This window comes from Streptomyces sp. NPDC046712 (genome assembly GCF_040645695.1).
Classification (GTDB): Bacteria; Actinomycetota; Actinomycetes; order Streptomycetales; family Streptomycetaceae; genus Streptomyces.
Window position 1 is genome coordinate 1 of the sequence record NZ_JBEYYW010000031.1, and the last position, 23,017, is coordinate 23,017.

A 23,017-nucleotide genomic window follows, 5' to 3' on the forward strand; every position below is an offset into this window, starting at 1 on the left:
TTGTCCCCCGTGATGCGGTACTTTCCGCCCATTCCGGGGGGTGTGAGCATGCTCATGGACGCAGCGTAATGCCGCTGGTCGAGGTTGCCTACTGGCCAGCTTGCCGATCGCCGGGTAGGCGCCCAGCGGCTCGGCGGCGGCGCAGCCGGCCTCCTTGGCGGCCGCGTCGAGCAGGCCGTCGGCCAGCTCCGGACCGATCAGGTACGGGGCGAGCGCCAGCTGCACCGAGCCGGAGCCGCGCAGCTGCTCGGCGATCGCGGTGATGGAGCCCTCCTGGTCCAGCGCGGCGGCCATCACCGGGACGGCCAGCCGGGCGGCCAGGAGCATGCCGGTGATGCCGGCGGCCTGGACCGCCTCCTCGCCGCCGACCGTGGCCAGGACGATGCCGTCGGCGGCCGTGGCCACCGTGAAGAGCCGGGCGCGGTCGGCGCGGGCCAGACCGGCCTCCGAGAGGCGCACGTGCAGGGCCTCGGCGAGCAGCGGGTGCGGGCCGAGGACGTCCGTCAGCTCGGCGACGTTGCCGCTGTCCATCACGGCCTGGCGGATGCGTCGCATCAGGGCGCTGTCCGGGCCGGCGAGCAGCGGCACCACGACGGCGGCCGGGCCCTCGGGGGCGCTGACCTCGCGGCCGGCGGCCATGGCCAGCTCGTACCGCTCGGTGCGCAGCGTCTCGGCCCGCGTCAGCACGGTTCCGAGGGTCGGGTACTCGGCGTCGTCACCGTCCAGGTAGCCGATCACGGCCTCCAGGCCGGGCAGCTCGGAACGGGCGATGCTCACGACCTCCTCGGCCAGCGAGCGTATGGCGGCCGACGGCGTGCCGGGGACGGCGAGGACGAGTGCGGGAGCGCCCTCGGGAGCCGCCACGGGTTCGGGGCGACGGTGCCGTCCGGGCTGACGGGGTCGCGGCATTCGTACAGGCAGGCCGGAAGCAGGCCCAGTGGGGGAGCTCATGGCGCCGCATGTTACTGGTTTTGTCCGGCGCGCAGTGCGGTGAGGTGCAGCAGAGCGTTATCTGCCCCTCTTTGTCCGAACCGTCGTTTACCGGGTCAATTGCAGCAACTGAGGCTCCGTGGGCAGGCGGAGCGTGTCCATGGCGAGCCAGCCGGCGAGGGCGAGCGACCCGGCGAGCGGATCCCCGGCCGCCGGCGTCCGGCGGGCGTGCGGCAGTTGCTCGGCCAGCTCCGCGCGCAGCGGCACGAGGAGCGGGTCGCCCATCTTGAACAGACCGCCCGTCAGAGCCACTTCGGAAGCCTCTCCGGCCGGGCACACGGCGGCCGCGGCCTCGGCCACATGCACGGCTGCCTGTCGCAGGATCCCCGTCGACACCGGGTCGCCGGCCGTGGCGCAGTCGGCCACGTCGGGGGCGAAGGAGGCCAGCACGGCGGGCCGGTCGGGTCGCGGATACAGCACCCCCGGCAGTCCGGCGGCGGGACCGAACCGCTCCTCGGCCCGTGCGAGCAGCGCCGGCGAACCGCCGCGCCGCCCGTCGAAGGCCCGCATCGCCGCCTCAAGACCGGCCCGGCCGATCCAGGCGCCGCTGCCGCAGTCGCCGAGCAGATGGCCCCAGCCGTCGGCCCGGCGCCACGTCGTCAGATCCGTGCCGAGCGCGATCAGACCCGTGCCGCCCGCGACCACCGCCCCGGGCCGCTGCCCGAGGGCTCCCGCGTACGCGGTGACGGCGTCGGCGGCCAGCGCCAGGCGTCGTACCCCGAGCGCCTGGTCCAGAGCGCCGGGCAGGACGGCGCGCAACTCGTCGCCGAGCGTCGCCATTCCGGCGGCACCGACCGCCAGGGCGACCACGGGCCCGGCCCCGGAGCGGTCCCGCATCGCCTCGACGGCGGGCAGCACCTGCGCGAGAAGATGGGCCGCCTCGATCCCCCTGGGACCGGTCCGCACGGGCTCACGGGACGTCACGGTCTCCACGGCGATCCCGTCCGCCGGCCGCCCCAGGGCGATCCGCAGCCCGGACCCGCCCGAGTCGACCCCGACGACCCAGGCCCCGTCGGTCACGGCAGCCGCCAGTCCACCTCCTGCGCCCCCTGGCGCAGGAGCAGTTCGTTGGTCCGGCTGAACGGCCGCGACCCGAAGAAACCGCGGTCCGCCGACATCGGCGAGGGGTGCGAGGACTCGATCGCCGGCAGGTTGCCGAGCAGGGGACGCAGATTGCGCGCGTCACGCCCCCACAGCACGGACACCAGCGGCTTCCCGCGGGCGGCCAGCGCCCTGATGGCCTGTTCGGTCACGGCCTCCCACCCCTTGTCGCGGTGGGCGCCCGGCTTGCGCGGAGCCGTGGTGAGCGCCCTGTTGAGCAGGAGCACCCCCTGACGGGTCCAGGGCGTCAGATCGCCGTTCGAGGGCCGGGGCAGCCCCAGATCGGTGTGCATCTCCCGGAAGATGTTGTCCAGGCTCGGGGGTACGGGATTCACCTCCGGCGCCACGGAGAAGCTCAGGCCCACCGCGTGCCCCGGCGTCGGATACGGGTCCTGGCCGACGATCAGGACCCTCACCTCGTCGAAGGGCTGCTGGAACGCCCGCAGGACGTTCGCTCCGGCAGGCAGGTAGGTCCGCCCGGCGGCGATCTCCTGACGCAGGAAATCGCCCATAGCGGCGATGCGTTCGGCCACGGGCGCGAGCGCGTGCGCCCACCCCGGCTCGACGATCTCATTCAACGGTCGTGCTGCCACGGGCGTCACTCTACTGGCGCAACCCCTCGGCCTCTCACGCGATCACCGCCGCGCGCACGCACAGCACGTCCGGCAGATGCTCCGCCAGCAGCTGCCAGCTGTCTCCGTCGTCCGCGCTGGCGTACACCTCGCCGTTGCGGTTGCCGAAGTAGACACCCGAAGGGTCCCCGTCGTCCGTGCACATCGCGTCCCGCAGCACCGTGCCGTAGTGGTCGCCCTCGGGCAGTCCGGCCGTCAGCGGCTCCCAGCTGCTCCCCGCGTCACTCGTACGGTAGACACGGCAACGGTGCCCGGCGGGCACCCGGTCCTCGTCCGCGTTGATGGGGAACACATAGGCCACATCGGGCCGGTGGGGGTGCGCGGCGACGGTGAAGCCGAAGTCGGAGGGGAGACCGGCACCGATGTCGGTCCACTTGGCCCCCGCGTCGTCGCTGCGGTACACACCCCAGTGGTTCTGCAGATAGAGCCGGTCCAGATCGCCCGCATCCTGCGCGATCTTGTGCACGCACTGCCCGAACTCCGGGTTCGGATCGGGCAGGAAGACCGCCGACACACCCTGGTTGGACGGGTTCCAGCTCGCCCCGCCGTCCCGGGAGCGGAACACCCCGGCCGTCGACACCGCGACCGTCACCGCCTCCGGATCGCGCCGGTCGGTCAGGATCGTGTGCACGGCCTCGCCGCCCCCACCGGGCACCCAGCGGGACCGCGTGGGGTGCTCCCACAAGGGGCGGACCAGCTCGAACGACTCCCCGCCGTCGACGGACCTGAACAGGGCGGCGGGCTCCGTGCCCGCGTAGACGACGTCCGGGGAGTGCTCGGGCGCGGGGTGCAGCTGCCAGACCCGCTCCAGCGAAGCCCCCGTGTCCTTGGGGAACTTGACCGCGGGCTTCGGGGGCTCGGTCCAGGTGGCGCCGAGGTCGTCGGAGCGGAAGACCGACGGGCCCCAGTGGGAGCTGTCGCCGCCGACGAGGAGCCGGGGCGTGGACGGCCGGGTGTCGATGGCGACCGAGTAGATCGCCTGCGCGTTGAAGTGGGGATCGTCGAACTCCCACCGGCCGTCGCGCCTTCGGCCGATGAACAGACCCTTGCGTGTGCCTACGGTCAGTACTACGTCGGGCATGGCCGACACCTCCAGGACGCCGTTGTCGCGGATACGGGCCAGTCTGCACCCGACCACTGACAGCGGCCCCCGGAACGGGCTTCTCCCCAGGTCGGAGGCGTGTTCCGCGTCAACCTGGGGAGATGTCCGAAGGGAGGGGCGAGCGCTGAGCGGGGGCTCAGATCGCCCAGGCGTACTGACTCGGCGCATGGGTCTCGGCGCCCAGTTCGCGCGCCGCCCGGCGCGCCCAGGAGGCGTCGCGGAGCAGCTCGCGCCCGAGCAGCACGGCGTCCGCCTCCCCGTTGGCGACGATCTTCTCCGCCTGCTCGGCCTCCGTGATCAGCCCGACGGCGGCGACGGGCAGACCCGTCTCGGCCTTCACGCGGGCCGCGAACGGCACCTGGTAGCCCGGGCCGACCGGGATCTCGGCGGGGCCGCCGTTGCCGCCGCTTGAGACGTCGAGGAGGTCGACCCCGTGCTCCTTGAGGAGGGTGGCGAAGCGGACGGTCTCGTCGATGGTCCAGCCCTGCTCCGCCAGCCAGTCGGTGGCCGAGATCCGGAAGAAGACCGGAAGCTCCTCGGGCCACACCGCCCGTACGGCGTCGACGACTTCGAGGGCCAGGCGGGTCCGGTTCTCGAAGGAGCCGCCGTACGCGTCGGTGCGGCGGTTGCTGTGCGGGGAGAGGAACTCGCCGATGAGGTAGCCGTGGGCGCCGTGCACCTCGACGACCTCGAAACCGGCCGCCAGGGCGCGACGGGCCGCGTCCGCGAACCGGCCGACGATCTCCTGGATCTGTTCGGTCGTCAGCTCGGTCGGGACGGGGTAGCCGTCGGCGAACTCCACGGGGCTGGGCGCGACCGGCTGCCAGCCGTGGTCACCGGGAGCGACCGGACCGCGGCCGTGCCAGGGGCGCTTGGTGGCCGCCTTGCGGCCGGCGTGACCGATCTGGATGCCGGGCACCGTGCCGTGCTCCTTGAGGAAGGCGGCGATGCGGCGGAGCGCCTCGACCTGGGTGTCGTTCCAGATGCCGAGGTCGGCGGGGCTGATCCGGCCCTCGGGGGCGACGGCGGTCGCCTCGACGAGGACGAGGCCGGTACCTCCGGTGGCGCGGGAGGCGTAGTGGGCGAAGTGCCAGTCGTTCGCGACGCCGGCGTTCGGGCCGACCACCTCTGCCGAGTACTGGCACATCGGAGCCATCCACACCCGGTTCGGGATGGTCAGCGACCGAAGGGTGTAGGGCTCGAACAGGGCGACGCTCATGACGGACTCCGTTTCGGGGGACCTCGCTGGTGCTCGTACGATACCTTTCGTAGTACGGCATCTGTCAAACTACGAGGGCTCTCGTACAATGGGCGCGAACCCCTGATGAAGTGGAGCCGCCGCCGTGACGACCGCGACCAACCCTCGGGTCCTGGACCATCCCGCGCGGGAGGAGATCCGCCTGGAGGGGGTCCTGCACGCGCTGTCGGACGCGGTGAGGCTGCGGATCGTCAGCGACATGGCGCGCGAGGGCACCGAGTTGAGCTGCTCCTTCTTCGACCTTCCGGTGACCAAGTCGACGACGACGCACCACTTCCGCGTGCTGCGCGAGAGCGGCGTCATCCAGCAGATCTACCGGGGGACCGCCAAGCTGAACGCACTGCGCCGGGAGGACCTGGACGCCCTCTTCCCCGGCCTCCTCGACAGCGTCCTGCAGGCGGCCGGCGCCCAGGCGGAGCGCCTCGAGGGCTGACGTACGGGGGAGCGGCCCTGCGGACTCGCGCCGGCCCTACGCGCTTACGTGTCCTCCCGAGCCGCCGTCCGCAGTCCCGCCCAGTCCGGGATCTTCACCCGGCCGCGGCCCAGGGAGAGGCCAAGGGCGGACTCCGCGCGCTCGATGGAGAGCCAGCCGCGCCAGGCGACCGGTTCGAGGCCCTGGTCCCGCAGCGCTCCGACCGGGTCGGCGGGCACCGGCCGGCCGGCCAGCTCCGCCGCGTCGGCCAGCAGCGAGGTCACCGTCTCCTTGGCGCACGGGCGGTTGGTGCCGATGACGCCCGTGGGGCCACGCTTGATCCAGCCGGCGACGTACTCGCCCGCCGACGGCACTCCGTCCCGCAGCACCCGCCCCGCCTCGTTCGGAACCGTCCCCCGGGCCTCGTCGAACGGCAGCCCGGCCAGCGCGACGCCCTTGTACCCGACGGCCCGCAGGACCAGCTGGGCCTCGATCTCCTCGTACCGTCCCGTACCCCGCACGCCGCCGGAGCCGTCCGGCTCCGTCCGCTCGAAGCGGACCGCGGCCACCCGGCCGTTCTCGCCCAGCAGCTCCACCGGCCGCAGGAAGAACCGCAGCCGGATGCGCCGCGCCGCCTCCGCCGCGCCCGCGTCTCCGGACCCGCCCGCGTCTCCGGCCCCGGACCTGTCCGCGGCGTCCGTCGCCCACCCGCGTACGACCTCCAGATTCCGCCGGTTCACGGCCGGCAGCGCCGACGGGTCCGCGAACGAGGGATCCAGAGCCAGGTCCTCCGGCTCCACCTCCACCCGCGTGCCCGGCAGAGCTCCCAGCTCCCGCAGCTCCTTCGTCGTGAACTTGGCCTGCCCGGGGCCCCGCCGCCCCACCATGTGCACCTCGCGCACCCCGCTGGCCGCCAGGGCCGCCAGGGCCGCCTGCGGCACGTCCGTGGCGCGCAGCTCGTCCGCGCCCCTGGCCAGGATCCGGGTGACGTCCACCGCCACGTTGCCCACGCCGATCACGACCGCCGAGCGTCCGTCCAGACGGAAACCGTTGCCCGCGGCATCGGGATGCGCGCTGTACCAGGAGACGAAGTCCGTCGCCGAGTGGCTGCCCGCCAAGTCCTCGCCCGGTACCCCGAGCCGGCGGTCCCGCGCCGCGCCCACGCAGTACACGACCGCGTGGTACAGCTCCAGGAGGCGGGCCGGCGTCAGCCCGCGCACGCCGACCTCGACGTTGCCGATGAACTCGACGCGGTCGTCCTCCAGGACCGCCCGCAGGTTCTGCTGCAGCGACTTGATCTTCTCGTGGTCGGGCGCGACGCCGTAGCGGACGAGGCCGTACGGGCAGGGCAGCCGGTCCAGGACGTCGACCCGGACTCCGGGCACCACCGACTGCTGGACCAGCGACTGGGCCGTGTAGACCCCGCTGGGCCCGGAACCGACGACAGCGACACGAAGCACGGTCGTACTCCTTCCCGCCGCGGGGTTTCCCGCCGGAGGCTTCCAGCATGGCACCGGAAGCCCCGGCAGGGGAGAGACGCGACCGGCCCTTCGCTACATCGAGCGCATCCGGTTGATCTCCGCCGTCTGCTGCGCGATCACGTCGTTCGCCATCTCCTCCACCAGCACGTTGTTCCCCTGCCCCAGCACCTCGGCCGCCATCGTCACGGCCCCCTCGTGGTGGGTGATCATCAGCTTCAGGAACAGCTCGTCGAAGGCCGCGCCCTTCGCGGTCCGCAGCTGCGTCAGCTGCGCCTCGGTCGCCATCCCCGGCATGGTGTGGTGGTCGTGACCGCTCTGCTCACGCGGACCACCGTTGCTCTTCAGCCAACCCTCCATCGCGTCGATCTCCGGCTTCTGCGCCGCCGTGATCCGATCGGCCAACTTCTTGACCTGCGCCGATTCGGCCCGCTGCGGAGCGAGCGCGGTCATCGTGAGCGCCTGCCGGTGATGCACGATCATCATCTGCGCATAGGTGAAGTCCGCCGCGTTGGGCTTGTCGTCGGGCAGCAGCCGGGATGCCTCGGCGGGCGATATCTTCCGCGCCGGTTCGCCCGGCTTCCCCGGTGCCACCACCGCGGGACCCGTGGACCCCTTGCTCTGCGGCGCGCCTGTGTCCGGGGCCGACTCGCAGGCGGCGAGCGCCCATACGGCGGCGACGCTCAGCGCCACGGCGACAGCTCCACGGGTACGGCGGTTCAACAAGGCGACCTCCAGGGGTGGTTCCGAGGGACCGAGGGACAAGGGACGAGAGACAAGCGTCGGGGCACCGTTCCTAGCATGCTTCTCAGGGGCATCGAGCAAAAACATTCATGACATGTGTGTTGCCATCTGTTGAGATGTGCACGCTAAGGACGATACTGCCGGGGTCCATCACCCGTTCAACTACGAACGGATACAAGGGAGGACGGAGTGACTTCGTTGCGTACCACGCGCACCACGCGTACCCCGCGCGCACGGATCAGAGGTCTGGGTGTGGCGACCGCCGCAGCCGGACTGCTGGTCAGCCTGCTCGCGGCCGGCCCCGCGGCAGCCACACCCGACCCGGGTGACTCCTCCGCGCAGGGCACCGTCTCCTCGGAACAGGCGGCCGATGCCCGGTCCGCCATCCAGAGCGGCGAGATACCCGGCGTGGACGAGATCGTCCACAGCGACAACATCCAGCACCTCGTGAACATCCCCAAGGATGCACTCAAGGGCACGAACTCCGACCTGGCCTTCCAGGGCAAGTACGCCTTCGCCGGCAACTACGACGGCTTCCGCATCTTCGACATCAGCAACCCGCGTGCCCCGAAGACGGTCGCCCAGGTCCTGTGCCCCGGATCGCAGAACGACATCTCCGTCTCCGGCAACCTCGTCTTCCTTTCCACCGACTCCTCCCGCAGCGACAACTCCTGTGCCAGCGTCAGCCAGCCGGCCACGGAGAAGTCCTCCTGGGAGGGCATGAAGATCTTCGACATCAGCGACATCACCAACCCGAAGTACGTCGCCGCCGTCGAGACCGCCTGCGGCTCGCACACCCACACGCTGGTGCCCAAGAAGAGGGACGTGTACGTCTACGTCTCCTCGTACTCGCCCAACGCGGCGTTCCCGGACTGCCAGCCCCCGCACGACGGCATCTCGGTCATCAAGGTGCCGCGCAAGGCGCCCGAGAAGGCCGCCATCGTGAACTTCCCCGTCCTGTTCCCGGGCGAGGGCCCGGACGGCGGCGGCAACCCGGGTGGTCCCACCAACCCGGGTGTCTCCAAGACCACCGGCTGCCACGACATCACCGTGCTGCCGGGCAAGGACCTCGCGGCCGGAGCCTGCATGGGTGACGGCATCCTCTTCGACATCGAGGACCCGGAGCACCCGAAGGTCATCGACCAGGTCCAGGACAACGTCAACTTCGCGTTCTGGCACTCGGCGACCTTCAACCAGAAGGCCAACAAGGTCGTCTTCACGGACGAGCTCGGCGGCGGCTCCGGCGCCACCTGCAACGAGGCCGTGGGTCCGAACCGCGGCGCCGACGGCATCTACGACATCGTCGGCAAGGGCAAGAACCGCAAGCTCGTCTTCCGCAGCTACTTCAAGATCCCCCGCCACCAGGCGAACACCGAGAACTGCGTCGCCCACAACGGCTCGCTGATCCCGGTCAAGGGCAAGGACCTCATGGTCCAGGCGTGGTACCAGGGCGGCGTCTCCGTCTGGGACTTCACCGACTCCGCCAAGCCCAAGGAGATCGCCTACTTCGAGCGCGGTCCGCTCTCCACCACCCAGATCAGCACGGGCGGTTCGTGGTCCGCGTACTACTACAACGGCTACATCTACTCGAACGACATCGCGAAGGGCTTCGACGTCCTGAAGCTCGACGACCGTCGTACGGACCCGGCGAAGCGCATCCGGATGGACGAGCTCAACGTCCAGACCCAGCCGGACTACTTCGAGGACTTCGAGGACTGATACGGCACCCGGCTCCGTAACGCGGACGCCGTGAAGGGCATGCCGTCGGGCGGACCCCCGTCCGGCGGCATGCCCTGCTCCCAGTCCAGCCCGTAGCGGTGGAACAGCTCCGCCCGCAGCCGCGCCATCGGCATCGGGGCCCCCGGCAGCAGCACCGCCACGACGGCGCCCATCAGCAGCGCCCGCAGCAGCGGATAGTCCGCGTCCACGTTCGCGGAGCCGTACCGCGTCACCGTGTCCCGCAGCAGGAACGCCAGCCGCTGCTGCTCCGGACACTGCACGAACCCCTCGGCCTGCAGGATGCCCGCCATGTGCGTCCGCATGAGCACGGGGCGGTCCACGGCCAGCCCCAGAATCGCGTCGATGGCCCGTGCCATCCGCTCCCGGCCGTCCTCGGTCCTCGGCTCGCGCTCCAGCGCCTCCTCCAGCGTGAGGTGCATCAGCCGGTGCACCGCCGACTGCAGGAGCTGGCGCTTGCCCGGGAAGTAGTACGAGATCAGGCCGCGCGCCGAACCTGCCCGCTCGGCGATGTCGCCCAGGGTCGTCGCCTCGTACCCACGCTCCGAGACGAGCTCGACGGTCGCCTCCAGCAATCGCTCACGAGAGCGTCGCCGAAGCTCTTCATTGACCGATGGGCTACGCGGGGACATGCTTGACTCCTGCGTTGACTGGCTCGCAGCCAATATACTCATCGCAGCCTGCTGTCGCGCCTTCGTGGCTGGTCAGCGGGTTTGCCGTCTGTTCTGGGCGACGCGGGGGATCGTCCAGGACAGGCGGCTTCATGGCGTTTCTCCCATTCTCCTCCGCCCGGACCCGGGCGGACCGGGCCGTTCGATGTCCTGTCCCCACCTGCGGAACGTGATGATCGACACAACCACGAAGGAGTAGCCGAGCAGCCAGCCGGCCACCACGTCCGACGGCCAGTGCACTCCGAGATAGACCCGGGTCCAGCCCACTCCGAGCACCGACACCAGGGCGACCGACGCGATCACGCTCCAGCCGCGCCAGTTCTCCCGCCAGTGCAGAGCGAGCACCCACAGCAGCAGGCCGCAGGTCACCGTCGCCGTCATCGCGTGTCCCGACGGGAACGAGGCGTACTGCGCCGAGTCGACCGGATCGGGCCAGCCGGGCCGGGCGCGGCCGACGGCCCACTTCAACCCCTGCTGCACGCCCGCCGCCAGCAGCCCCGCCGCCGCCAGCCACTGGGCGAGCAGCCGCTCGCGCAGCGCCCACAGCACCACCACCGCGAGGGCGATCAGCCCGCGCATGGTCCATGGGTCCCACACCCAGTCGCTCAGGATCCGGTTGAACCGCGTGAACCCGGGCTCGGCGACGGCGCTGCGGTGCAGCTCGTCGGTGATCGACCGGTCCAGTGAGAGCAGTGGCGACCAGCCCACGGCCACGAGGACGAGCAGCAGCACGGCCAGGGCACCGGAGACCAAGGCGGAGGAGCGCATGAGCCGATCTTCCCCGAACCGCGCGCCCGCGCGCCGCAGACCCGGGCTATCCGAGCACCTTCAGTGCGGGGACGAAGGCCACCAGAACCGGCACCACCGGCACGAACGCCGCGGCCGCCGTCAGCCGCAGCCGCCGGCCCGCGGTGAGTCGCGGAGCGGCGGAGAGGAGACGGTTGACCCGCTGCGGAAGATCCGCGTCCGATGCGGAACCTGGCCCGAACACCCCGCGCTCCTCGTTCAGTTCCACCAGCGCCAGCGCGATCGTCAGTCGCCCGAACCGCCGCGAGGCGACATCGTCGGCCGCCAGCTCGACCAGCCGGTGCATCTCACCGCGGAAGGCCGCGAAGACCGGAATCCCCGGGAACCCTCCCGCCAGCGCCCCCGAGCAGTGCAGCAGCCAGTCGTGGCGCGCCCGGGCGTGTCCCTGCTCGTGCGCGAGCACCGCGTCGAGCTGGCGCCCCTTCAACCGGCGCAGCGCCGCCGTCGTGATGACCAGCTGCGGCGCGGCCCCCGGCAGCCACCACGCGTCCGGACGCTCGCCCTCCAGTACGACGAGCCGTTCACTGCCCGGCTCCTCGCCCGGCAACAGCGGGGCACGGACGAGCAGTTCGCAACGGCGCCGGCGACGGCGCGCCCGCGCCCGCCGGATCTCCCGGCCGAGCATCGCGCCGGTCCACAGCCCGCCGCAGGCCAGGATCACCGCGAGCGCCGCCGACCAGGGCTGATGGGTGCCCAGTTCGTACGCCTCGATCACCCCGCGCGGCGCGGGCGCGAAGATCTGACCCCGCACCACCTGCCAGGCGGCAGCGGCGCTGAACGTCATCGACAGCGCGAAGCTCAGCAGCACCGCCGCCACCACGCACTGCCACACCCAGAGGGCCACCACGGGCTCGCGTTCCGCCCAGTCGGACCGTGACAGCAGCCGTGGGGCCACGGCGGCGGTCAGGACGCCGAGCGCGAGCAGCGCGAGGGAGACCAACATGGCGTCCAGCCTATGAGTGCCGTACTACTCGGGGGTATGGCCGCGCACGCCAAGTGACGTACGCCACGGTTTCGCCACCGCTCGGTCACAGGGTCAGAGGGTCACGAGCATCGCCAGCATCGCGAGCGCCATGGACAGTCGGCACACCAGCGCGAACTCCGGCCGGTTGGCCCAGACGGCCGGCGGACCGCCCGCGGGCACCGCCACCGGGACGAGCCGCGCCCCCGCGCGGAGCACGTACACGACGTAGTAGGCGAGGAGCGCACCCGTCACGAGGGGCACGCCTCCGGTGCCGCCGGCCGCGTGCCCGCCGTGCGCTCCCTGGGCGGGGAGCTGCGCCGGGACCGCCATCGCCACCGCCATGTAGACCATCGCCAAGGAGCCCAGCAGATGGTGCAGATGGTGGCCGCCGTGCCGGACCGCCGTCAGCGCGCGCAGCGCCGCCACCCCGAACACGGCCGCGTACACCGCCCACGACCAGGGGGGCGGCGTGAGAACGGCCGCGGGCAGTGCCATCGCCGCCATCCCGAAGCCCATCACGGCCTCGCTCCCGGCCGTTCTGCGCTCCTCGCCCGCACACCGGCGCATTCTCAGCAGGCAGTACACCCCACTCGCCCCGCACAGCGTCAGCAACAGCCAGGCCGACAACGCCGGTCCGTGCACGGCACACCTCCCGTGGGTCTCCTCGGGGTCGATGCCCGCGCCCGGCCCGGCGTACGCGAGCGCACAGGCGTACGCGGGGGGAGCACGCCGCTGGGGCGTTACGCTCGGGGGGATCGTCAGCGCCCCGAGGGGAGACCCGAACAGCATGGACACCGCCACATCCCGGGACACCGGCCGGATCGTCTACCGCGACGCCGTCGAGGGCGACGTCCCGGTGCTCGTGCCGCTCGTCGAGTCGGCCTATCGCGGCGACTCCAGCCGGGCCGGCTGGACCACCGAGGCGGACATCCTGCAGGGGCAGCGGACCGACGCCGAGGGGGTGCGCGCCGTCATCACCACCCCGGGCAGCCGGCTGATGGTGGTGGAGCGCGACGGCGAGGTCGTCGCCTGCTGCCAGCTCGAACACCGGGGCGAGGCCGCCTACTTCGGCATGTTCGCGGTCCGCCCCGAGCTCCAGGGCGCCGGTCTGGGCCGCTTGATCATCGCCGAGGCGGAGCGCCGCGTGGTGGAGATCTGGGACGTGCGCGAGATGCACATGACGGTGATCTCCGTGCGCGAGGAGCTCATCGCCTGGTACGAGCGGCGCGGCTACCGCCGTACGGGAGAGATGACCCCGTTCCCGTACGGCGACGAGCGCTTCGGCCTCCCGCAGCGGGACGACCTGCAGTTCGAGCTCCTGGTGAAGCCGCTGGTCTGACACGGCCGCCCGCGACCCGCGGCCGCTGGTCCGGGACCGGCGCCCGCGACGGCCGCGGGTCTCTGTCCGCCGCCCGCGACCGGCGGCTCAGGCCGTGAAGCGGCCGGTGCGGCGGATCTCCGGATAGTCGGTCGTCGCGCCGTCCAGCTCCAGGGCGCGCACCAGCCGCAGGTGGTCCTGGGTGTTCACCACCCAGCCGATGACCCGCAGGCCCTCCTGGTGCGCGCGCTCGACGGTCTCCAGGGTGAGATGTCGGATGTTGAGGACGAGGGCGCCGGCGCCGACCGCCTGGGCCCGGTCCACGACGTCGGCGTCCCACAGGTCCGCCACGAGCGCGGTCCGCACCCCGGGGACCAGCCTGGCGATCTCCGCGAGGGCCTCGTCGTGGAAGGAGAGGACCTCCACGCGACCCACCAGGTCACGCCGGTTCATCACCTCCGCGAGCGCCTTGGCGGCGGCCACGTCCTTGATCTCGGCCTGGAGCGGGGCCCGTACCGCGTCCAGGACCTCTTCGAAGACGGGGACGCGCTCCCCGGAGCCCGCGTCCAGCTCGCGCAGCTCGGCGAGGGTCTTCTCGGCGATCGGGCCGCTGCCGTCGGTGGTCCGGCCGACGTCGGCGTCGTGCATGACGACGAGTGCGCCGTCCTTGCTCAGATGGAGATCCAGCTCGATGACGTCCATCCCGGCCTGCTCGGCCCGGACGAAGGAACGCAGGGTGTTCTCGGGCTCGACGCCCATGACTCCGCGATGACCGATGGTGAGGAAACTCAAGATCTTCTCGCTTCCGTCGATGTCCGGGCCCAGGTCCCTCCGGGCTCCCGGTGCGGCTCGTCGCGCAGCCTAATGACTTCGCCGCAAGAAGGAAGCGCACGCGCGGGGGGCCGTCGGAACGAGCCCCTCCGGCGTGATGATCAGGGCGCCAGGTTGCCCTCCGGTCCCTCCCGGCCCGACCGATCGGCCGGGTCCGCCGGGCCCTTCCGACCCGACGGATCCGCGAGGTCCGCCGGGCCCTCCACAGCCGACGGATCCGCCGGGCCCTCCCGGTCCGCCGGGCCCGCCACGCCCGCCAGGCCCTCCAGGTCCGCCAGCATCGACTCCGCCAATTCCAGTTCCGCCAGGTGCTGCCGCTCGCTCCAGCGCAGGGCCAGGGCCGGATGGCGCCACTCCGGCACGGACTCCGCGCGGGCCAGCGCGTCCCGGACCTCCTTCAGCTCGCCCCGGGTTCGGGCGATGTGCTCCTCGACGAGCGTCCGCAGCCGCTCCGGCGCGGCGAGATGCCCCAGCCAGACCCGCAGCACCAGCGGATGCTTGAGCACCACGGGCCCGCCGTCACCGCCCGCCCAGTCGGCCAGCGCCGCCCGGCCCGCGTCCGTGATCGCGTACCGCCGCTTGGTCCGCGGCTCCTCCGGACCCGACCGGGCCGACGTCACGTACCCCCGCGACTCCAGCCGGCGCAGCTCCGCGTAGATCTGGCTGATCGCCGGGGACCAGTAGAAGAAGCGCACGGACGCGTCCGCCCACTTCTTCAGCTCGTAACCCGTGCGCTCGCCGGGGAAGGAGAGCAGCCCTAGCACCGCCCAGGCGGTCGGGGGCAGACCGTGCTCCGTCTCCTGCCGCATCTCTTGCCTCTTCGAGACCTGACGACTAGTCATATGGCGAATCGAAACAAGGGCAGCGCCCCGACACAACCCCTGGAGGGCACATGAAGTTCTCCGTGATCTTCGAGGCACAGCTGGCCGACCCGACCGTGGAGCACGAGCACCAGGTCATCCACGACTGCGTCGAGCAGGCCGTCCTGGCGGAGGAGATGGGCTTCGACCGGATCTGGGCCGTCGAGCACCACTCCCTGAAGTGGTACGCCCATATGTCCGCCCCCGAGGTCTTCCTCAGTTACGTCGCCGCGCGGACGAGCCGCATCCGCATCGGCCACGGCGTGGTCTGCATGCCGTTCCGCTTCAACCACCCCGCCCGCGTCGCCGAACGGGCGGCCATGCTCGACCTGCTCTCCGGCGGCCGCCTCGACCTCGGAGCCGGGCGTGGTGGCACCGAGCAGGAGACCTCCCTGTGCGGGGTCGACCGGGACCGTACGACCCAGGAGGTCGAGGACGCCCTGCGGATCATCGGCAGGGCCTGGCAGAAGGACGAGCTGGAGTACCGCTCCGAGCTGATCAGGATCGATGCGCATCCGATCCTGCCCCGTCCCCGGCAGACCCCGCACCCGCCCCTCTTTCTCGCCTGCAGCCGCGCCGAGACCCTCACCCGCGCCGCCGAGCTCGGGATCGGGGCGCTCGTGATGGGCTTCGCCGGGCCCGAATCGATCGCCGAGATGCGCCGCGCCTACGACACCGCCCGCGCCGAGCGCACCGGCGAACAGTTCGTCTCCACCGTCGTCAACGACCACTTCTCCGTCCTCTGTCCCACGATCGTGCTCGACGACCGCGCCGAGGCCCGGCGCATCGGCATCCGGGGCCAGCGCTTCTTCGCTCAGTCGATCGGCCACTGGTACGGGGGAGCGGGCATCCCCGACGAAGCGGTGGTGGCCGGCGCGGACGAGGCCGCCGACATGCGCCGCGCCGCCGAGCAGGTCGTCGCCCGGCTCCACGAGCAGCGCATCCCGGTGCGCCCCACCGCCACGGCCACCTTCAACGCCGACCACGCCTACGGCACCGCCGAGGACGCGATCGCCTACGTGGAACGGCTCCGGGACGCCGGCGCCGACGAGATCATGTGCCTGATGCAGATGGGGACCGTGCCTCAGGAGGCCTGTCTGGAGACCCTGCGCCAGTGGGGGGAGAAGGTCATCCCGTACTTCGCCGAGGGAGCGGGCGCCCGATGACCGGCACGGCGGATGCGCGCGCCTCAACCCTTCTCGGCAGGAAAATTCACGGTGACCATGGGGGTGGCGCAGGATAATTTCTCTTGCTCCTCTTGTCTGGAGGAACCGCGGACGGATACGGTGTCTTGACGCGAGGTTCTCCTGTGGAGGAAGAGGCATGACGGAAATTCTTGTGCAGGACGTGACTGGTGGGGGGATATCCACCGCTGCTCCGGTGACGGACCACCCTGCCTGGCCCGAGCTCAAGGATGCCGTGGAGGAGATTCGTCCCTGGCAGAGCAAGGACGGGTCCATCGACTTCGAGGCCGAGGGCGCGCCGAACCGTGCTCTCGTCGAGCTCACGGTCGACCGCATCGTGGCCGCGGTCGAGCAGCTCTCGCCGCTGCTCCCGCACGACGCCGCGTACCACGCCGCGCTCGTTGCGGACCTGCGCAAATGGGCCGAGGGCGGCTTCGAGGTCCCGGACTTCCTGGACTCCCTGCTGGCCTTCCAGCCGGCCGCCGACCGGGTCGACGGGCTCCAGCACCTGGCGCTCTTCCCGATGTACACGCAGAACGGCAACCCGGACCGCAACCTGGAAGCCGTCGTGCTGCGCATGGTCTGGCCGGAGTGGCTCTCCGAGCTGGAGCGCACCCGCTACGACAACCCGCTCTTCTGCGGCATCACCTTCGAGGACTTCACCGCCGGGTACGACACCAACTCGGCCGTCCTCTTCCCTGAGACCATCGCCGTGCGTGAGGCCCCCGAGCGCTTCAGCTGGGGCGGCATCTTCTGCGACCGCGAGGCCGCCCGCTTCCGCAAGGTCACCGAGGCCGCCGTCGACATCCTCGGCATCCAGCTGCCCGAGGACATCGCGGCCATGGTCGAGGACCAGAAGCGCTGCGAGGCCGCCTTCGTGCTCTGGGACATGGTCCACGACCGCACCCACAGCCACGGCGACCTGCCGTTCGACCCCTTCATGATCAAGCAGCGCCAGCCGTTCTGGATGTACGGCCTGGAGGAGCTGCGCTGTGACCTCACCGCCTTCAAGGAGGCCGTGAAGCTCGAGGCCGAGGGCAACGCCCATGGCCGGGACGTGCAGTACGCGGTCCTCTTCGACCGGATGTTCCGCTTCCCCGTCACCGGCGACCGGAACCGCAACTACGACGGTCTGGGCGGCCAGCTCCTCTTCGCGTACCTCCACAAGCACGAGGTGGTGCGCTGGACGGACAACACGCTCAAGATCGACTGGCAGCGCGCGCCGGAGGTCACCAACCAGCTCTGCGCCGAGATCGAGAAGCTGTACCGCGAGGGCATCGACCGCCCCAAGCTCGTCCACTGGTTCAAGGCGTACGAGCTCGTCTCCACCTACCTCGCCCCGCACCCGGGATCGAAGTGGGCCAAGGGTCCGGACGCCCTGGACCTCTCCCTTCCGCCCCGCAAGCTCGTCGACGACGTGCTTCCGGACGAGTTTCCGCTCAGCATGTTCTATGAGGCCCTGTCCAAGAAGCTGAAGGACGTGATCGCCTCCACCAAGGGCATCACCGCCGCGAACGCTTCGCGGACCGAGCAGGCTGCCGCGTGAACCCAGTCACGGAGGAGGAGGGGACGCCCATGAACGGCAACGGAAACGGCGGGCCGCTGGAGGGCGCCGTCATCGCGGTCGCGGGAGCGGCCGGTCCGGCGGGGCGGGCGGCACTGATGCGCCTGGCCGACGCCGGCGCCATCGTCGTCGCCTCGGACGCCGACCCGGCGCGCCTGGCCGAGGCGGTCGACGCCGCCCGGTACGCGCACGGCGGCGCCACGGTCGTCGGGGACACCGTCGATCTGCTCGACCTCGCCGCGACCAAGGACTGGGCGGCGAAGACCGAGAAGGAGTTCGGCCGGATCGACGGCCTGGTCCATCTGGTCGGCGGCTGGCGCGGCAGCGCCTCCTTCGCCGAGGCCGACCCCAAGGACTGGGACTTCCTGGAGCGGCTCCTCATCCGCACCGTCCAGAACACCTCGATCGCCTTCCACGACTATCTGCTGCGCAGCGACCGCGGCCGGTTCGTCCTGGTCAGCCAGGTCGGCGCGCACAAGCCGGTGGCCACCAACGCCGCCTACAACGCGGGCAAGGCCGCGGCCGAGGCATGGACCCTCGCCATGGCGGACTCCTTCCGCAAGTCGGGGGGCGAGGAGGGCACGAACGCGGCGGCTGCCATCCTGGTGATCAAGGCACTGGTGCACGACGCCATGCGCGCCGAGCGCCCGAATGCGAAGTTCGCGGGCTTCACCGACGTCAAGGATCTGGCCGATGAGATCGCCGGCGTCTGGCTCAAGCCCGCACAGGATGTGAATGGACAGCGTCTGTGGCTGACCCCCAAGCCGTGACCCCGGCACTGCCCACCAGGACCGACGCGCGTCGTCACCACGACCCGTCGGTCCGGGGCTTCGCCAGCGACAACTACGCCGGCGCCCACCCGGAGGTGCTCGCGGCGATCGCGCTCGCCAACGGCGGTCATCAGATCGCCTACGGCGAGGACGACTACACCGAGCACCTCCAGCGGATCATGCACAGCCATTTCGGCCCGAGCGCGGAGGCCTTCCCGGTCTTCAACGGCACGGGCGCGAACGTCACCGCCCTGCAGGCGCTGACCGACCGCTGGGGCGCGGTGATCTGCGCCGAGTCCGCGCACATCAACGTGGACGAGGGCGGTGCGCCGGAGCGGATGGGTGGCCTCAAGCTGCTCACCGTGCCGACCCCGGACGGCAAGCTCACGCCCGAGCTCATCGACCGGCAGGCCTGGGGCTGGGAGGACGAGCACCGGGCCATGCCGCAGGTCGTCTCGATCACCCAGAACACCGAGCTGGGCACGGTCTACACCGTGGACGAGATCCGGGCCATCGTGGAGCACGCCCACGCCAAGGGCATGAAGGTGCACCTCGACGGGGCCCGGATAGCCAACGCCGCCGCCTCCCTGAACGTGCCGATGCGGGCGTTCACCAACGCGGTGGGCGTGGATGTCATCTCCTACGGCGGGACCAAGAACGGCATGCTGTTCGGCGAGGCCGTGATCGTCCTCAACCCGGACGCGGTCAGCCACATGAAGCATCTGCGCAAGCTGTCCATGCAGCTCGCGTCGAAGATGCGCTTCGTGTCGGTCCAGCTGGAGGCGCTGCTCGCCAAGGACCTGTGGCTGCGCAACGCCTCGCACGCCAATGCGATGGCGCAACGCCTCGCGGCCGGCGTACGGGAGGTCGACGGGGTGGAGATCCTCTACCCGGTGCAGGCCAACGCGGTCTTCGCGCGGCTGCCGCACGAGGTGAGCACCCGGCTGCAGAAGCGCTTCCGCTTCTACTTCTGGGACGAGGCCGCCGGTGACGTGCGCTGGATGTGCTCCTTCGACACCACGGAGGACGACGTCGACGCCTTCCTCCAGGCGCTGAAGGAAGAGATGACCCACGGGCACTGATGAATCAATATGCGGTCGACCGGAAATCTATTTGACTTTCGGTCGACCGTATTTTTATGCTCGCTCTCATGGAGCTGATTCAACAGATCCCTGAAATCTCCGTCTATATCGCCTCGGGCGAGGCCATCAACCACGATCACCCGCTCGTGCGCAAGATCGCCGGCGAGCTGCGCGCCAAGTACCGCGATGCATACTCATACGCCAGCGCAGCTTATGGATATGTGCGGGACACCATCCCGCACTCCCAGGACTCGGGGGACCCGCGCGTCACCTGGCGGGCCTCCGACGTGCTGTCCCAGGGTACGGGCATCTGTTACGCCAAGTCCCACGCCTACGCGGCCCTCCTGCGCGCCGAAGGGATCCCGGCGGCCCTCTGCTACCAGCGGCTCGCCGACGACGACGGCTCGAACCCGGTCGTCCACGGCCTGGTCGCGGTCCGGCTGCCGGGCGAGGAGAAGTGGGCCCGCCAGGACGTGCGGGGCAACAAGCCGGGGGTCGACGCCCAGTTCTCGCTGGGGGAGGAGCGCTTGGCATGGACGGTTCGACCGGAGTTCAGTGAAGTGGATTATCCGGTGCTCTATGCTGAACCACATCCGGCTGTCCTGAGCGCGCTGCAGGCCGCTCCCGACCGGCCGTACCTCTGGCGGACGCTCCCCACGGAACTCTGAATTCCGGAAACTTGAACGGCGGATCATGACCCTGACGCTCACCGTCTCCGACGAGGTGCGCACCCTCGTACCCGGCTTCACCCACCTCGCCGTCGAGGCCCACGGGCTCGTCAACGGCCCCAGCGACGAGGCCAGTTCGGCGCTGCTCGACGACGCGGCCACGCGCCTCGCCGAGCGGCTCGCCGGGCAGGCGCCGGACAAGGACCCGCACGTCGCCGCCTGGCGCGCGGCGTACTCCGCCTTCGGCGCCAAGCCCTCCCGTACCCGCAACTCCGCGGAGGCGCTTGCCAAGCGGGCACTCGCCGACGGTGGACTGCCCCGGATCAACCGGCTCGTCGACGCCTACAACGCGATCAGCGTCGCGCACCTGATCCCGGTCGGCGGCGAGGACCTCGACAAGATCCAGGGCGAGATGCGGCTCGTGCGGGCCACCGGCGACGAGTCGTTCGTGACCATGGCGGGCGGCGAGGAGACCGTGGAGCACCCCGAGCCGGGCGAGGTCATCTGGTGCGACGAGGCCGGCGTCACCTGCCGTCGCTGGAACTGGCGCCAGGGGCCGCGCACCCGGATCGACGACGACACCGTCAACGCGATCTTCCTGCTGGAGTCGCTCACGCCCATGACGCGTGAGGAGCTCGTCGCCGCCGGCACCGAGCTCGCCGAGTCCCTTGAGAAGCTCAACCCCGGGGCGCGGATCACCGTCCGCGACCCGGAGTGACGTTTCGGCGGGAGCCGTTCCTGCGGTCGGGCCGACCGGTCAGCCGGCTTCCTTGACCTGCGCCGGAGTCGGAGCCGTACCCCCGAGGTGCGCGGGCACCCACCAGGTGTCGCTCGCGTCCTTGGGGCGTACGGGATAGGCGCGCTGCGCGGCCTCCAGGAGCTCCTGGACGCGCTCGCGCAGCCGCCGGGTGATGGCACCCGCGTACTGGTCCGTGGGAGCCTCGATCGGCTCGCCCACCCGGATCGTCACCGGGATGTGGCTGCGCTTGAAGTTCCGCGGACGGCCCTTCGTCCAGATGCGCTGCGTGCCCCAGAGCGCCATCGGGATCAGCGGGACCCCGGCCTCCTGGGCGAGCCGCGCCGCACCCGACTTGAAGCTCTTGAGCGTGAACGACTGCGAGATGGTCGCCTCGGGGAAGACGCCGATGATCTCGCCGGCCTTCAGCGACTCCAGCGCGTGCTTGTAGGCGTGCTCGCCCTGTGCGCGGTCCACCGGGATGTGCTTCATGCCGCGCATCAGCGGACCCGACACCTTGTGCCGGAACACCGAGTCCTTCGCCATGAAGCGCACCAGGCGCTTCTGCGGCAGCGCGGCCAGGCCCGTGAAGATGAAGTCCAGATAGCTGATGTGGTTGCTGACGAGCACCGCCCCGCCCGTGCGCGGGATGTGCTCCGAACCCTGCGTGTCGATCTTCAGGTCGAGCGCCTTGAACATGGTCAGTGCGGCGCCGATGACCGGCCGATAGACGAGTTCTGCCATCTGAGAGGAACCCCTTCTTCTGTGCCTGGGGAGGGTTCTCCCGGCGGAAGTTACGCAGCCGTAGGTTTTCGGCTTTGGGCAGATCGTGCCCCATGTGGGCCCTCGTGACCAGTCCTGACGGCTTCGTACGGGGAGATTCTCGTCACGCCCGGTGGCCGTGGTGGGAATCGAACGGCGGCGTGGGACGCTGCACGGGGGAGTGGACAGCATGGAGAAGGACATGACGGAAGAACTGCTGGGCGCGGACCGGCTCGGGGCCGAGCTGGGAGAGCGGGCCACCCTGGTGCAGTTCTCCACGGCCTTCTGTCAGCCCTGCCGTGCCACGCGCCGCACTCTGGCGGAGGTCGCCGGAATGATCGAGGGCGTCGGACACGTGGAGATCGACGCCGAAGAACGTCTTGATCTCGTCCGGTGGCTCGGCATCGTCCGCACACCGACCGTCCTGGTCCTCGACCGCACCGGGCGGATCGTCGTCCGCGCGGCCGGGCAGCCCCGCCGGGCGGACGTCATCGCCGCGCTGGGGCGGGCGGTCTGACGTGGTGACACACCTCCCACATCCCGGTACGCACTTGACTGTGCCCGCCAACGATCGCCAGTCTGACGAGGTGCCTTCAGAAATCCTTCTCTACGGTCGGGCCCACGTGGACCTGGCCCGCAACGCGAGCGCGCGCTGTCCGGGTGTCTGAGAACCCACGGACCCCTCTCACGACGCCCCCGCAGAAGGACAATTCCATGACGGTTTCGCCCGAGCTCCGCACCATAGGCGCCCCTCGGCATGCCTCTCCCGACCTCCTCCGTTCCGTCTTCCGGCAGCACGCGGCCGGTGTCGCGGTCATCACCGCCCACGGGGACCGTCCCGTCGGCTTCACCGCCACCTCCCTCAACTCCGTCGCCGCGGAACCACCCCTGATCTCCTTCGGGGTCGGGACCACCTCCTCCAGCTGGCCCGTGATCTCCGAGGCCGAGCACATAGGCGTGCACATACTCGGCGAACACCAGCGGGAGCTGGCCGGCACCTTCGCCCGCAGCGGCGCCGACCGGTTCGGGGGCGCGACGCGCTGGAGCGTGGGACCCGAGGGCGTCCCGGTCCTGGACGGCGTACTCGCCTGGCTGGTGTGCCGGGTGGTGGCCCGTGTCCCGGCCGGGGATCATCGGATCGTGATCGCCCAGGCCGTCGCCGGAGACCCCAGCGGGGTGGGCCGGCCGCTGCTCTACCACCAGGGACGCTTCAACGCTCTGCGCGACTGAGAGTTCCCGCTCGGCGCCTGGCGCGGGGCGTTGGCAAGGTCACATGCCTGAGCGCTTGCTCACTGGTAACGGACTGGGTGTACTGACGAGTAATATTTCGGTCGGGGCGTAGGGCG

The 23,017-nt window shown here is 70.9% G+C and carries 25 protein-coding genes; 11 read left to right on the top strand and 14 right to left on the bottom strand.

Going from position 1 to position 23,017, the window contains the following annotated elements; all coding sequences use genetic code 11:
- From ABZ939_RS30880 to ABZ939_RS30900, 5 genes are all read right to left on the bottom strand, one after another.
- Positions 1 to 951 (bottom strand): hypothetical protein (locus tag ABZ939_RS30880; protein ID WP_361862399.1); only part of this gene is annotated, 951 nt, incomplete at its 3' end.
- 87 nt (positions 952 to 1,038) lie between these two features.
- Positions 1,039 to 2,010 (bottom strand): BadF/BadG/BcrA/BcrD ATPase family protein, encoded by a 972-nt coding sequence (locus tag ABZ939_RS30885; protein ID WP_361862402.1) that lies wholly within the window; start codon positions 2,008 to 2,010, stop codon positions 1,039 to 1,041.
- On the bottom strand, positions 2,007 to 2,684 hold the full coding sequence (locus tag ABZ939_RS30890) for a uracil-DNA glycosylase (RefSeq protein ID WP_361862405.1): 678 nt from the start codon (positions 2,682 to 2,684) through the stop codon (positions 2,007 to 2,009). The genes ABZ939_RS30885 and ABZ939_RS30890 overlap by 4 nt, the downstream gene beginning before the upstream one ends.
- Positions 2,685 to 2,718: 34 nt before the next feature.
- Positions 2,719 to 3,804, bottom strand: coding sequence for an exo-alpha-sialidase (locus ABZ939_RS30895; protein WP_361862408.1), 1,086 nt, complete (start codon positions 3,802 to 3,804; stop codon positions 2,719 to 2,721).
- A gap of 157 nt (positions 3,805 to 3,961) precedes the next feature.
- Positions 3,962 to 5,044, bottom strand: coding sequence for an NADH:flavin oxidoreductase/NADH oxidase (locus ABZ939_RS30900; protein ID WP_361862411.1), 1,083 nt, complete (start codon positions 5,042 to 5,044; stop codon positions 3,962 to 3,964).
- Positions 5,045 to 5,168: 124 nt separating this feature from the next.
- On the opposite strand from ABZ939_RS30900, the gene ABZ939_RS30905 reads away from it, so the two are divergent.
- Positions 5,169 to 5,516, top strand: a complete 348-nt coding sequence (locus ABZ939_RS30905; protein ID WP_361862414.1) for a helix-turn-helix transcriptional regulator — start codon at positions 5,169 to 5,171, stop codon at positions 5,514 to 5,516.
- A gap of 44 nt (positions 5,517 to 5,560) precedes the next feature.
- On the opposite strand, the gene ABZ939_RS30910 is transcribed toward ABZ939_RS30905, so the two are convergent.
- Together ABZ939_RS30910 and ABZ939_RS30915 are read right to left on the bottom strand one after the other, a co-directional pair.
- Positions 5,561 to 6,955: an FAD-dependent oxidoreductase gene (locus ABZ939_RS30910; RefSeq protein WP_361862417.1), complete on the bottom strand. Its 1,395-nt coding sequence runs from the start codon at positions 6,953 to 6,955 to the stop codon at positions 5,561 to 5,563.
- 93 nt (positions 6,956 to 7,048) lie between these two features.
- Positions 7,049 to 7,666, bottom strand: a complete 618-nt coding sequence (locus ABZ939_RS30915) for a DUF305 domain-containing protein (protein WP_361862420.1) — start codon at positions 7,664 to 7,666, stop codon at positions 7,049 to 7,051.
- Positions 7,667 to 7,906: 240 nt separating this feature from the next.
- Between ABZ939_RS30915 and ABZ939_RS30920 the strand changes: the two genes are divergently transcribed.
- Positions 7,907 to 9,436 carry a hypothetical protein gene (locus tag ABZ939_RS30920; RefSeq protein WP_361862423.1) on the top strand — a complete coding sequence of 510 codons (1,530 nt, stop codon included), beginning with the start codon at positions 7,907 to 7,909 and terminating at the stop codon, positions 9,434 to 9,436.
- Here ABZ939_RS30920 and ABZ939_RS30925 read toward each other — a convergent pair.
- The 4 genes from ABZ939_RS30925 to ABZ939_RS30940 all read right to left on the bottom strand — a co-directional run bounded on the left by ABZ939_RS30925 (position 9,412) and on the right by ABZ939_RS30940 (position 12,538).
- Positions 9,412 to 10,086 carry a helix-turn-helix domain-containing protein gene (locus tag ABZ939_RS30925; RefSeq protein WP_361862426.1) on the bottom strand — a complete coding sequence of 225 codons (675 nt, stop codon included), beginning with the start codon at positions 10,084 to 10,086 and terminating at the stop codon, positions 9,412 to 9,414. The genes ABZ939_RS30920 and ABZ939_RS30925 overlap by 25 nt on opposite strands.
- Before the next feature lie 129 nt (positions 10,087 to 10,215).
- Positions 10,216 to 10,893 carry a phosphatase PAP2 family protein gene (locus ABZ939_RS30930; protein WP_361862429.1) on the bottom strand — a complete coding sequence of 226 codons (678 nt, stop codon included), beginning with the start codon at positions 10,891 to 10,893 and terminating at the stop codon, positions 10,216 to 10,218.
- 46 nt (positions 10,894 to 10,939) lie between these two features.
- The gene (locus ABZ939_RS30935) at positions 10,940 to 11,875 is read right to left on the bottom strand and encodes a M56 family metallopeptidase (protein WP_361862432.1); all 936 of its coding nucleotides are present in this window, start codon (positions 11,873 to 11,875) and stop codon (positions 10,940 to 10,942) included.
- Between the two features lie 93 nt (positions 11,876 to 11,968).
- Positions 11,969 to 12,538 carry a DUF5134 domain-containing protein gene (locus ABZ939_RS30940; protein WP_361862435.1) on the bottom strand — a complete coding sequence of 190 codons (570 nt, stop codon included), beginning with the start codon at positions 12,536 to 12,538 and terminating at the stop codon, positions 11,969 to 11,971.
- Positions 12,539 to 12,683: 145 nt separating this feature from the next.
- Here ABZ939_RS30940 and ABZ939_RS30945 point away from each other — a divergent pair, with 145 nt between their 5' ends.
- A complete protein-coding gene (locus ABZ939_RS30945; protein WP_361862437.1) occupies positions 12,684 to 13,235 on the top strand; it encodes a GNAT family N-acetyltransferase in 552 nt (183 codons plus the stop codon).
- A gap of 87 nt (positions 13,236 to 13,322) precedes the next feature.
- Here ABZ939_RS30945 and ABZ939_RS30950 read toward each other — a convergent pair whose 3' ends face one another.
- Positions 13,323 to 14,006, bottom strand: coding sequence for a glycerophosphodiester phosphodiesterase family protein (locus ABZ939_RS30950; protein ID WP_361862440.1), 684 nt, complete (start codon positions 14,004 to 14,006; stop codon positions 13,323 to 13,325).
- Between the two features lie 140 nt (positions 14,007 to 14,146).
- Positions 14,147 to 14,854, bottom strand: a complete 708-nt coding sequence (locus tag ABZ939_RS30955) for a helix-turn-helix transcriptional regulator (protein WP_361862443.1) — start codon at positions 14,852 to 14,854, stop codon at positions 14,147 to 14,149.
- A gap of 83 nt (positions 14,855 to 14,937) precedes the next feature.
- Between ABZ939_RS30955 and ABZ939_RS30960 the strand changes: the two genes are divergently transcribed.
- The 6 genes from ABZ939_RS30960 to ABZ939_RS30985 all read left to right on the top strand — a co-directional run bounded on the left by ABZ939_RS30960 (position 14,938) and on the right by ABZ939_RS30985 (position 20,891).
- Entirely contained in the window at positions 14,938 to 16,071 is a 1,134-nt protein-coding gene (locus ABZ939_RS30960) for an LLM class flavin-dependent oxidoreductase (RefSeq protein WP_361862446.1), read from the top strand.
- A gap of 157 nt (positions 16,072 to 16,228) precedes the next feature.
- Entirely contained in the window at positions 16,229 to 17,635 is a 1,407-nt protein-coding gene (locus tag ABZ939_RS30965) for a DUF6421 family protein (protein ID WP_361862449.1), read from the top strand.
- Between the two features lie 29 nt (positions 17,636 to 17,664).
- Positions 17,665 to 18,423 (top strand): SDR family oxidoreductase, encoded by a 759-nt coding sequence (locus ABZ939_RS30970; protein WP_361862452.1) that lies wholly within the window; start codon positions 17,665 to 17,667, stop codon positions 18,421 to 18,423.
- Entirely contained in the window at positions 18,420 to 19,505 is a 1,086-nt protein-coding gene (locus tag ABZ939_RS30975; RefSeq protein WP_361862655.1) for a low specificity L-threonine aldolase, read from the top strand. Before ABZ939_RS30970 ends, ABZ939_RS30975 begins: the two co-directional genes overlap by 4 nt.
- Positions 19,506 to 19,573: 68 nt before the next feature.
- Positions 19,574 to 20,173: a transglutaminase family protein gene (locus ABZ939_RS30980; protein ID WP_361862455.1), complete on the top strand. Its 600-nt coding sequence runs from the start codon at positions 19,574 to 19,576 to the stop codon at positions 20,171 to 20,173.
- 25 nt (positions 20,174 to 20,198) lie between these two features.
- A complete protein-coding gene (locus tag ABZ939_RS30985; RefSeq protein WP_361862458.1) occupies positions 20,199 to 20,891 on the top strand; it encodes a phenylalanine--tRNA ligase beta subunit-related protein in 693 nt (230 codons plus the stop codon).
- 39 nt (positions 20,892 to 20,930) lie between these two features.
- Here the strand turns inward: ABZ939_RS30985 and ABZ939_RS30990 are convergent, their stop codons facing one another.
- Entirely contained in the window at positions 20,931 to 21,653 is a 723-nt protein-coding gene (locus tag ABZ939_RS30990; protein ID WP_361862461.1) for a lysophospholipid acyltransferase family protein, read from the bottom strand.
- Between the two features lie 208 nt (positions 21,654 to 21,861).
- On the opposite strand from ABZ939_RS30990, the gene ABZ939_RS30995 reads away from it, so the two are divergent.
- A complete protein-coding gene (locus ABZ939_RS30995; protein WP_361862463.1) occupies positions 21,862 to 22,188 on the top strand; it encodes a thioredoxin family protein in 327 nt (108 codons plus the stop codon).
- Between the two features lie 197 nt (positions 22,189 to 22,385).
- A complete protein-coding gene (locus tag ABZ939_RS31000) occupies positions 22,386 to 22,901 on the top strand; it encodes a flavin reductase family protein (protein ID WP_361862466.1) in 516 nt (171 codons plus the stop codon).
- Positions 22,902 to 23,017: the final 116 nt, after the last annotated feature.

Coding starts and splice junctions, on each gene's coding strand:
- ABZ939_RS30970 (WP_361862452.1), top strand. CDS start 17,665: ATGAACGGCAACGGAAACGGCGGGCCGCTGGAGGGCGCCGTCATCGCG.
- ABZ939_RS30990 (WP_361862461.1), bottom strand. CDS start 21,653: ATGGCAGAACTCGTCTATCGGCCGGTCATCGGCGCCGCACTGACCATG.
- ABZ939_RS30980 (WP_361862455.1), top strand. CDS start 19,574: ATGGAGCTGATTCAACAGATCCCTGAAATCTCCGTCTATATCGCCTCG.
- ABZ939_RS30935 (WP_361862432.1), bottom strand. CDS start 11,875: ATGTTGGTCTCCCTCGCGCTGCTCGCGCTCGGCGTCCTGACCGCCGCC.
- ABZ939_RS30900 (WP_361862411.1), bottom strand. CDS start 5,044: ATGAGCGTCGCCCTGTTCGAGCCCTACACCCTTCGGTCGCTGACCATC.
- ABZ939_RS31000 (WP_361862466.1), top strand. CDS start 22,386: ATGACGGTTTCGCCCGAGCTCCGCACCATAGGCGCCCCTCGGCATGCC.
- ABZ939_RS30965 (WP_361862449.1), top strand. CDS start 16,229: ATGACGGAAATTCTTGTGCAGGACGTGACTGGTGGGGGGATATCCACC.
- ABZ939_RS30925 (WP_361862426.1), bottom strand. CDS start 10,086: ATGTCCCCGCGTAGCCCATCGGTCAATGAAGAGCTTCGGCGACGCTCT.
- ABZ939_RS30930 (WP_361862429.1), bottom strand. CDS start 10,893: ATGCGCTCCTCCGCCTTGGTCTCCGGTGCCCTGGCCGTGCTGCTGCTC.
- ABZ939_RS30945 (WP_361862437.1), top strand. CDS start 12,684: ATGGACACCGCCACATCCCGGGACACCGGCCGGATCGTCTACCGCGAC.
- ABZ939_RS30985 (WP_361862458.1), top strand. CDS start 20,199: ATGACCCTGACGCTCACCGTCTCCGACGAGGTGCGCACCCTCGTACCC.
- ABZ939_RS30960 (WP_361862446.1), top strand. CDS start 14,938: ATGAAGTTCTCCGTGATCTTCGAGGCACAGCTGGCCGACCCGACCGTG.
- ABZ939_RS30995 (WP_361862463.1), top strand. CDS start 21,862: ATGGAGAAGGACATGACGGAAGAACTGCTGGGCGCGGACCGGCTCGGG.
- ABZ939_RS30955 (WP_361862443.1), bottom strand. CDS start 14,854: ATGCGGCAGGAGACGGAGCACGGTCTGCCCCCGACCGCCTGGGCGGTG.
- ABZ939_RS30895 (WP_361862408.1), bottom strand. CDS start 3,804: ATGCCCGACGTAGTACTGACCGTAGGCACACGCAAGGGTCTGTTCATC.